The following is a 6933-nucleotide window of genomic DNA, read 5'->3' on the forward strand; positions in this document are numbered from 1 at the left end:
GGATGGTGCTGCATCCGCGGCGGGACTCCGCGGAGGCGGTCGGGGCGGTCCTCGGCTGGGCCGCCGAGCGGGACGTAACCGTGCTCGGCATCGGCGGCGAGATCGAGCGGCTGCGGTGCACCGCGGTGGCGGTGCCCGCCGAGGAGCTGGCCGGGCGTAGCGACCTGCTGGTCAGCCTCGGCGGGGACGGGACGATGCTGCGCGCGATGCGGCTGGCCGACGGCCGGGCGGCCCCCGTGCTGGGCGTGAACCTCGGCCGGCTGGGCTTTCTCACCGAGGTCGACGTGCCGGAGCTGGCGGCGGCGCTGTCCGCGATCGACCGCAACGAGTACACGGTGGAGCCGCGTCTCGCCGTCGACGCGCGGATCGGCACGGTGACCGTGAGCGCCTTCAACGACGTTGCCGTCGTGCGGGTCCCCGGGCACGGCGGGAGCGCGGCGGTGGCGCTGCGGGTCAATGGGCGGCCGTTCGTCCGCTACGCCGCGGACGCCGTCGTCGTGTCGACCCCGGCGGGGTCGACGGCGTACAGCTTCTCGGCCGGCGGGCCGATCGTCAGCCCGTCCGTGGAGGCGCTGCTGGTCACCCCGGCCGCACCGCACTCGGCGTTCAACCGGGGCGTGGTGCTGTCGGTCCGCGACGCCCTCGCCCTCGACGTGCTGCCTGGCAGCGCCCGCCTCGCCGTCGAGGTCGACGGCCGGGTTCACGACTACCTGGAGGCGGGGGCGACGGTCGCGCTGCACGCCCGGCCCGGCGCGGCCGGGGTCGTCCGCCTCGGCCGGACCACCTTCTACGAGCGGGCCGCGCGCAAGCTGCGGTTGGCCAGCTCCGCCGAGGTCGACGGCCCAGGCCCAGGCCCAGGCCCAGGCCCCGGAGCCGGAGCCGGAGCCGGATCAGCCTGACGCGCAGACAGCGCCGGGTCGGCGGATCAGCGGCCGGCGGCCCAGCGGCGGTCGGACTCGTCCCAGGCCTCGTTGCGGTCGTCCAGCCGCGCCCGCCAGTGCGCCGCCTGCTCGGCGCTGTCGTAGGGACCGAGGCGGCGGTGTCCCGGCGCGTCCGGCGGGTTCTCCGCCCGCCCGTGATCGAGGCACCACCACCAGCCGGTCGGATTCCACGCCGAGCTGTCCGCCGCCCGGCCGCGGCCCCGCCCGGACACTCGCTGCAACCACCTGAACATGGTCGATCAATACCCCGAATCGCGCCGCGTCCACCACCCGCCGCCCACCGACGATCCGGACGGCCGACGGACCGACGGGCAACCGGTCGAGCCCGGGAACCCGCCCGCCTAATATGCGACCTGTTCGCGGTCCGGCCCACTTCTTCGCGGTCCGGCCCACTTCGGCAGCCCTGCACGCCCCGGGAGTCGCCTCATGCCCGTCGACGGAGTCCCGTCCGCCCCGGCCCGCTCCCCCGCGGGGCTCGCCGCGCTGCTCGGCGTGCGGATTCCCATCGTCCAGGCGCCGATGACCTACATCGCCGGCGCCCAGCTCGCCGCCGCAGTGTCGAACGCCGGTGCGCTCGGCGTCATCGAGACGACTTCGGTGCAGGGCCGCGAGGACCTCGGGCGGGTGCGCGACCTCACCGACGCGCCCGTCGCGGCGAACATCGCGCTGGCCGCCCGCAACGACCCGGCCACCGTGGACGTGCTCGCAGCCGCCGGCATCCGCACCGTGATCACCTCCGCCGGCGACCCCAGGGTGATGACCGGACGGCTGCACGACGCCGGGATGACCGTGTTCCACGTCGTCGGCAGCCTGCGCAACGCGCTCAAGGCCGCCGATGCGGGCGTCGACGGGGTGATCGTCGAGGGCGTCGAGGGCGGCGGGTTCAAGAACCCGCAGGCCGCGTCCACCCTCGTCCTGCTGCCCCTGGTCGCCTCCCGGGTCCACCTGCCGATCATCGCCGCCGGGGGGATCTGCGACGGGCTTTCGATGGCGGCGGCCCTCGTCCTCGGCGCCCAGGGCGTGCAGATGGGTACACGGATGCTGACGTCCGCGGAGTCACCGATCCACGACAACCTCAAGAACGCGGTCGTCGGTGCGGACGAGACCGCCACGGTGATGCTGTCGGTGCGGGGCCTGCCGACCATGCGGGTGCTGCGTACCCCCACCGCCGAGCGGGCCCTGGCCGCGGGCCGCTCCGACGTGGGCCTCGACGGCATTCCGGCGCTCTACTTCACCGGTGACCTGGCCGCCAGCATGGCGAACACGGGTCAGGTGGCCGGGCGGATCGCCCAGGTCGAGGCGGTCGCCGACATCATCGAGCAGACGTGGGCGGGCGCCCGGGCCGCGCTCGACGACGCCCGCGCCCGCCTCGACGCCTGATTCCGCCCGGACGCCTGATTTCGCCCGGACGCCTGAAGCCGGGCAGATTCAGAACGCGGCGGCCGCCGGGATGAGGCGCTCGCCGAGCAGCTCCAGCGGGCGCAGCGTGTCCACGCGCGGCACCGACCCGTGGTAGTGGGTGATGCCGAGCCCGGCCAGCCGCTGGATCTCCCCGAGCAGGGCGTCGATCTTCTCCCCGCCGGGCCCGGGGTCGAGCGGGCCGATCACCGTCTTCTCGATCTCGTCGTAGTCCCGCCCGACGTCCTGGCAGTGCGCGCGCAGCACGTCGAGCTTGTGCTCGACGTCGGGGCCGGCGAACAGGTTGCAGGCCTGCGCGTAGCGCGCGACCAGGCGCAGGGTCTTCTTCTCCCCGCTGCCGCCGATGAGGATCGGCGGATACGGCCGGCGCAGCGGCGCCGGCACGTTGAGGGTGCGCTCGAGCTGGTAGTGCCGGCCGCTGTAGGGGGCGTCCTTGCCGCTCCACATCTGCAGAATGATCTCCAGCGCCTCCTCGAGGCGCTCGAAACGCTCGGCGGTCGGCGGGAACGGCAGGCCGAGACCGCGCGCCTCCGGCTCGTTCCAGGCGGCGCCGATGCCGAGCCACGCCCGGCCCTCGGACAGCACGTCCAGCGTGGTCACGAGCTTCGCAAGCAGGCCCGGCTCCCGGTAGACGACCGCGGTCACCCAGGCGAGCAGCTCGATGCGGGTCGTGCGCGCGGCCAGGTAGCCGAGCGTTGTGTACGCCTCGAGCATGTCGTGCTCGGGCGGGCCGATCATGCCGATCTGCCAGACGTGGTCCATGACGCTGAGCTTCGCGAAGCCCGCGTCCTCGGCCGCGGCCGCCACGCGCGTGAGATCCTGCGCGATGGTCTGCGGCCCGCCGGACCAGGTGAAGTCGGAGACGTGCAGCCCGATTTCCATGGCCGTCCTTCCCGTCGGGTGGGACCGGTCCCGGCGCGTGCGGAACGCCGGGGGCGAGGGAGTACTGGAGGATCCTCCGTTTACGACCCTACCGCCGATCGATCCAGCGCGGACCGACCCCACCCGGACGGGATCCGCCGCGACCCCACCCTGGCGGGCTCGGTCTCGGCTCGGTCCCGGCTCGGCGCCGTCCTCAGTCGAGGACGACGACGAGCTTTCCGCGCACGTGGCCCGTCTCGCTGATCCGGTGCGCCTCGCCGAGCTCGGTGAGCGGCAGGGCCCGGGCGACCGGCATGGTGAGCCGGCCCGCGGCCGCGAGTGTCGCCGCCTCACGAAGCGAGTAGAAGGCCCGCCCCTCCGCGCCGGTGGTGAACACGACACCGTGGTCCGCCGCGGTGACGTCGCCGATGGACACCACCCGGTCCGGGCTGCCGGTGAGCGCGATCAGGTCCGGCAGGGCACCCGCGCCCGACACCGCGAGGGCGGCGTCGACCCCGTCCGGGGCCAGCGCGCGGACCCGCTCGACCAGACCCGGGCCGTAGTCCGTCGCCGCCGCGCCGAGCGAGCGCAGGTACTCCTGGTTGTCCCGGCTGGCGGTGCCGATCACCCGCGCCCCGCGCGCCTGCGCGAGCTGGACGGCGGCAAGCCCGACGCCGCCAGCCGCGCCGTTGACGAGCAGCGTCCTGCCTGCCGGCGCCGACCCGGCAGGCAGGCCGAGCAGGTCCAGGCCGCGGGCGGCGGTCTCGACCGCCATCGCCAGGCCCCCGGCCTGCGCCCAGGTCAGCTCGGGCGGCTTCGGCGCCCACTCGTCGAGCACGGCGTACTCAGCGGAGGCGTTCTGCGCCGCGCCGAACACCTCGTCACCGACCGACACCCCCTCGACGCCGGCGCCAACCTCGTCGACCACGCCCGCGGCCTCAAAACCCGGGATGTGGGGCAGCGCCACGGGGATGGTGCGCAGGGTCGAGCCATTGCGGATCTTCCAGTCGACCGGGTTCACCCCGGCCGCCCGCACCGCGACCCGGATCTGCCCCGGCCCCGCGTGCGGCTGCGGCACGTCGACCAGGTGGAGAACCTCCGGGCCGCCGGTCTGCGCGAAACTGATCGCCTTCATGCGAGCATCCTCGTTGTCCATGCCTGCATTCTGGTCCTGCTGCCCTCCGCACCCGTCGGCGTGTCTGCTCCGGAGGCAGCCCGTCCGCGTCCCGGTCCCGGGCGGGCCTCGGCGGGCGGAGATCTTTCCGCCATATTGCGAGTTTCTGACAGGATGTATTCCTGTAACTCAACAGACTTCGCTATCGGGATGATCGATCGACTGGAGTCCGCGCAGGTTCCCTGCCAGCCCTGGGTAGCGACATTCCGCCGGGCCGCCCTCGTCGCCAGCCCGACTCGCCCAGCCGGGTAGGTACCGTTACCACACCGGAGCGGATCGCATACTCTGACATAGATGTCCGAGAACGAGATCCTCCGACGGGCCAGCTACGGTCCGACCAGCCCCGTGGTCGGCGCGCGCGGCACCCGCACTCGTACGCGCATCGTCACAGCGGCGCTGGACCTGTTCGAGTCGCAGGGCTTCCACGGGACGTCGGTCGACGAGATCGCCACCGCGGCCGGTGTCTCGCGCGCCACCCTCTACCAGTACTTCGAGAGCAAGGAAACGATTTTCGTCGAGTTGCTCAACGAGTGCGGCGGCGCCCTCATGCGGGTCGTGCGCCGGATCGGCCCGCTCGGGCCCACGGCTCTCGGCTTCGACAACCTGCACTGGTGGCTCGGCGAGTGGGCCTGGGTCTACGACAAGTACGCCACGATGTTCGTGCAGTGGGCGAACGTCGACTCGCCGCGGACGTCGGTCCGCCCGATGATCAGTGGATTCCTGGAGTCGTACTACGAGCGGATCGCCGAACGCCTGGTCTCCTCCCAGGTCGAGGGCATCGATCCCGCCGACGCCGCGATGACGCTCACCACCCTGGTCAACCGGTTCAACTACTTCCGGCACAGCGGTTTCGGGGACGGGCAGCCCGTCGAGAAGCTCGTCGACAACCTCGCCGTCGTCCTCCAGCTCATCCTGTTCCCGCGCACCCCGGCCAGCGCCTTCGCGCAGCTCGTGGCCGAGACCGCCGTGCCGGCGCAGGCTCCCCGCCCGGTGCGCCGCCCCGCGCTGGCCGCGGTCCCGCCCACCCCGATGCCCGAGGTGACCGAGCGGTTCGCCTCGTTGAGCCCGCGCGCGTCCGCGACCGTCCGCCAGATCCTCGACGCCGGCATCACCTGCTTCGCCGAGCGCGGCTACCACCTCTCCTTCGTCGACGACATCGTCGCCACGGCCGGTCTGGCCCGCGGCACCTTCTACAAGTACTTCGACGAGAAGCTGGACCTGCTGCTGGCACTGAGCGCGGAGGCGTCGGCGGTCAGCACCCGCCTCGGGGTGGAGATCCGCGGCATCACGCTCGACCCGCAGGGTCTGGGCAGGCTGCGCGGCTGGCTCGCCGACTTCGTCGCCTTCCACCTGCGCTACGTCGGGGTCACCCGAACCTGGATCGAGTCGGCGCCGCAGGACCCCCGCCTGGACGTGGTGCGCCGCCAGGTGGGGCACGAGATGTGGGCCGACTACGCGGCCCTGCTCGACCAGGTCGAACGGGCCTATCCCCTCGACCTCGACGTGGCCGGCCTGGTGTTCTTCTGCCTGCTCGAACGGCTGCCGGACACCGCCGTCAACATGGCCCCGCCGAAGACCCCCGACGAGGCCGCCGCGCTGCTGGGCACCGTCATCGAGCGAGGCCTGCTCAACGGCCGGCCGATCGGCCACGCGGCCGCCTGAGGCCGCTGAGGCCGCCGGTGGCTACTGCGCGCGGGCGAGCACGCGGCGGGCGGCGACCGCCAACGCCTCGTCGATCATCTCGCCGTCGAGGCCGACCGCGCCGGCACCGCGGCGATGTGCCTCCGCCAGCGCCGCGAGCACCGCACGGGCGCGGGAGACCTCCTCGGCCCCGGCGGTGAACGTCTCCCGTACGGTGGCGATCTGCGCCGGGTGGATGACCCACTTGCCGTCGTAGCCCAGCTCGCGGGCATGCTCGGCGGCCTCGCGCAGCCCGGCGTCGTCCGCGGTGCCGAGGTAGGGCCCGTCGACGGCCCGCAGGCCGTGGGCGCGCGCGGCGGTGAGCATCTGGTCCTGGACGTACAGCCAACGCTGCGGCGGCGTGGCCCGGGCCCGGCCCAGCGACGCGCCGAGGTCGGCGTACCCGAGGATCAGGCCCTCCAGCCGGCCGCCGGATGCGGCGATCTCCGCCACCCGGGACAGGCCCTGGGCGTTCTCGATCAGCGCCTGCACCCGGACCGGCGCCGTGCGCCCCACGGCCGCGGTGACCCCGTCGAGCAGCCGCTCGACGAAGGCGAGATCGCCCGCGTCCGACACCTTGGGGATGACCAGTGACAGCGGGCCGTCGCCGGCCGCCACGCAGGCCGCGATGTCGAGATGGCACCACGGCGACCCGATCGCGTTCACCCGCACGGACACCCCGACGCCGTCCGCCCGGGGCCCCGCGAGGATTTCGGCGAGCACGCCGGCCAGCAGGGCACGGGCGTCGTCCTTGCGCCCCGGCGCCACCGCGTCCTCGAGATCGAAGACGAGCTCGTCGGCGCCCCGGTCGAAGGAGCGCAGGATCCGCTTCTCCTCCGTCGCCGGCACCGACAGGAT

At 73.6% G+C, this 6933-nt stretch carries 7 protein-coding genes; 3 read left to right on the forward strand and 4 right to left on the reverse strand.

What is annotated here, in order from left to right:
- Nucleotides 1-2 precede the first annotated feature (2 nt).
- The gene (locus NBZ85_RS25150) at nucleotides 3-899 is read left to right on the forward strand and encodes an NAD(+)/NADH kinase (RefSeq protein WP_261562711.1); all 897 of its coding nucleotides are present in this window, start codon (nucleotides 3-5) and stop codon (nucleotides 897-899) included.
- A 26-nt stretch (nucleotides 900-925) separates the two neighbouring features.
- Here the strand turns inward: NBZ85_RS25150 and NBZ85_RS25155 are convergent, their stop codons facing one another.
- Nucleotides 926-1174 carry a hypothetical protein gene (locus NBZ85_RS25155; protein ID WP_261559474.1) on the reverse strand — a complete coding sequence of 83 codons (249 nt, stop codon included), beginning with the start codon at nucleotides 1172-1174 and terminating at the stop codon, nucleotides 926-928.
- A gap of 193 nt (nucleotides 1175-1367) precedes the next feature.
- Here NBZ85_RS25155 and NBZ85_RS25160 point away from each other — a divergent pair, with 193 nt between their 5' ends.
- Nucleotides 1368-2321, forward strand: a complete 954-nt coding sequence (locus tag NBZ85_RS25160; RefSeq protein ID WP_261562712.1) for an NAD(P)H-dependent flavin oxidoreductase — start codon at nucleotides 1368-1370, stop codon at nucleotides 2319-2321.
- Between the two features lie 48 nt (nucleotides 2322-2369).
- Here NBZ85_RS25160 and NBZ85_RS25165 read toward each other — a convergent pair whose 3' ends face one another.
- Nucleotides 2370-3242, reverse strand: coding sequence for an LLM class F420-dependent oxidoreductase (locus tag NBZ85_RS25165; RefSeq protein WP_261559476.1), 873 nt, complete (start codon nucleotides 3240-3242; stop codon nucleotides 2370-2372).
- A 193-nt stretch (nucleotides 3243-3435) separates the two neighbouring features.
- Nucleotides 3436-4356: an NADP-dependent oxidoreductase gene (locus NBZ85_RS25170; protein WP_261559477.1), complete on the reverse strand. Its 921-nt coding sequence runs from the start codon at nucleotides 4354-4356 to the stop codon at nucleotides 3436-3438.
- 333 nt (nucleotides 4357-4689) lie between these two features.
- Between NBZ85_RS25170 and NBZ85_RS25175 the strand changes: the two genes are divergently transcribed.
- Complete coding sequence (locus NBZ85_RS25175) at nucleotides 4690-6057, forward strand: TetR/AcrR family transcriptional regulator (RefSeq protein WP_261559478.1); 1368 nt, start codon at nucleotides 4690-4692, stop codon at nucleotides 6055-6057.
- A gap of 21 nt (nucleotides 6058-6078) precedes the next feature.
- On the opposite strand, the gene NBZ85_RS25180 is transcribed toward NBZ85_RS25175, so the two are convergent.
- On the reverse strand, nucleotides 6079-6933 hold an 855-nt coding region (locus NBZ85_RS25180; protein WP_261562713.1), incomplete at its 5' end, for an HpcH/HpaI aldolase/citrate lyase family protein.

This window comes from Frankia tisae (genome assembly GCF_025403405.1).
Taxonomy (GTDB): domain Bacteria; phylum Actinomycetota; class Actinomycetes; order Frankiales; family Frankiaceae; genus Frankia; species Frankia tisai.

What these genes read in the sequence shown, in the direction of transcription:
- NBZ85_RS25165 (WP_261559476.1), bottom strand. Translation starts at nt 3,242, where the DNA reads ATGGAAATCGGGCTGCACGTCTCCGACTTCACCTGGTCCGGCGGGCCG.
- NBZ85_RS25160 (WP_261562712.1), top strand. Translation starts at nt 1,368, where the DNA reads ATGCCCGTCGACGGAGTCCCGTCCGCCCCGGCCCGCTCCCCCGCGGGG.
- NBZ85_RS25175 (WP_261559478.1), top strand. Translation starts at nt 4,690, where the DNA reads ATGTCCGAGAACGAGATCCTCCGACGGGCCAGCTACGGTCCGACCAGC.
- NBZ85_RS25170 (WP_261559477.1), bottom strand. Translation starts at nt 4,356, where the DNA reads ATGAAGGCGATCAGTTTCGCGCAGACCGGCGGCCCGGAGGTTCTCCAC.
- NBZ85_RS25155 (WP_261559474.1), bottom strand. Translation starts at nt 1,174, where the DNA reads ATGTTCAGGTGGTTGCAGCGAGTGTCCGGGCGGGGCCGCGGCCGGGCG.
- NBZ85_RS25150 (WP_261562711.1), top strand. Translation starts at nt 3, where the DNA reads ATGGTGCTGCATCCGCGGCGGGACTCCGCGGAGGCGGTCGGGGCGGTC.